This window comes from Humibacter soli (assembly GCF_054779035.1).
Window position 1 is genome coordinate 1 of the sequence record NZ_BAAGYX010000005.1, and the last position, 1882, is coordinate 1882.

Consider the following 1882-nt stretch of genomic DNA (forward strand, 5'->3'; position numbering starts at 1 on the left):
GTGGTGGGTTTAGCGTCCGGCAAGGGATCCTCCGATGCCGCCGACGGAGAAGAAGCGGTTGAGGACGGAGAAGATGATGATGGGTGGGAGCATCATGATGACGGCGACGGCCATGACGAGTCCCCAGTTGGTTTGGTTTTGTTGGAAGAAGGTGTTCAGGCCGATGGGGAGGGTGTAGTTCTGGTCGGATCGGAGGAAGACGACGGCGACGAGGTAGTCGTTCCAGGCCAGGAGGAAGGAGAAGATCGCGGTGGAGAGGATGCCGGGGAGTGAGTTTCTGAGGACGACGCGGGTGAAGGATCCGAACACGGAGCAGCCGTCGATCCAGGCGGCTTCTTCCAGGGTGATGGGGATGGAGTCGAAGTAGGCGGCCATCATCCAGCACGCGACGCTCATGGTGGAGCCGGTGTAGATGATCATGATGCCCAGCAGGTTGTCGACGAGTCCGATTTTGGCGAACAGGAAGAACAGGGGGATCACGGCGGTCACCACGGGCAGGGATTGCACGATGAACAGCAGTAGGGAGTATCCGGAGACGAGTTTGTTGCGGCCTCGGGACAGGACGTAGCCGGCCGGTGCTGCCACCACGACTGCGGCGACGACGGTGACGGCGGCGACGGCGAGGCTGTTGGTGAGCCAGGTGCCGACGGAGGTTTGGGTGAACACGGCGCCGTAGTTCTCGATCGTCAGCCCGGTGGAGGTGGATCCGATCGAGGGCGTCAGGGACAGGATCACGACGGCGATGATCGGGACCAGGACGACGGCGGTGATCACGAAGATCGCCAGCAGGCGCCACCATTTGCCGCGTTCGCCGATGTCGTTCAGGGTGCGGCGTTTGGGTCCGATGACACCGACTTCGAGCTGCCCGATGATGTCGACAGCGGTGTCGGTGTGGGTGGGGGTGCTCATTCGATGTTCACCTTCCTGATCTGGCGGTAGAGGATCACCGAGATGATCACGAGGACGATGGTCATCAGGAACGCGATCGCGACACCTGGACCGACCTGGTAGTTCTGGAACACGGTCTGGTAGGCCAACACGACCAATGACTGGGTCGCGTTCACCGGGCCACCACCGGTGAGCAGGAAGATCGTCGGGAAGTCGTTGACGCAGAAGATCGTCATCAGGATCCACGACACATACGTGGTGCGGGAGATCATCGGCAACGTGATCTGCGTGAACGTCTGCCACGTCCCAGCCCCGTCGACCTTCGAGGCCTCATACACGTTCGTGTCCACACTGGCCAATGCGGAAGACATCATCATCATCATGAACGGGAAACTGATCCACACCTTGAACACGCACACCGTGATCTGCGCCAACGTCGGATCCGCCAGGAACAACACATTCCCGAACCCCAACGCCTGAGCCAGAAGAGGCAACGGGGACTGCGGAGTGGCCACCAACCAGTTCCACGACGTGGCCGACACCACTGTCGGAACCACCCACGGCAGCAGGAGCAACACCTTCCAGAACCCACCCAACGGGATCCTGGTGCGCAACAACAACGCCAACCCCAAACCAACAGCCCAGGACCCGAACACACCCACCACGGTGAACACCAGAGTGAACCACGCCGCATGCCAGAACGCCGGCTGCTGCACCACGTTCACATAGTTCTGGAACCCGACGAACGCGCCGGCATCGATCAAATCCCCGTTACGCAGCGACTGCCACCCGGCATAAATCACCGGATACAAGTTCAACAACAACAAGAACAACAACGACGGCAACACCAACAACAAGAACGTCCAGGTATACGACATCGCACGACGACGCTTGCCCCTACCAGGCGAACGACCCGACCCCGCGACACCCACACCCTGACGCGCCCGCTTCAAACCAGACACGGACTCCGTGGACATTCCACAACTCCCTCGAC

At 60.6% G+C, this 1882-nt stretch carries 2 protein-coding genes; both read right to left on the minus strand.

The genetic code is table 11. The features are described 5' to 3' along the window. Positions 1-9: 9 nt before the first annotated feature. Positions 10-909, minus strand: a complete 900-nt coding sequence (locus ACYVDN_RS18215; protein ID WP_460574026.1) for a carbohydrate ABC transporter permease — start codon at positions 907-909, stop codon at positions 10-12. Beyond that, complete coding sequence (locus ACYVDN_RS18220; protein WP_460574028.1) at positions 906-1865, minus strand: carbohydrate ABC transporter permease; 960 nt, start codon at positions 1863-1865, stop codon at positions 906-908. The genes ACYVDN_RS18215 and ACYVDN_RS18220 overlap by 4 nt, the downstream gene beginning before the upstream one ends. Positions 1866-1882: the final 17 nt, after the last annotated feature.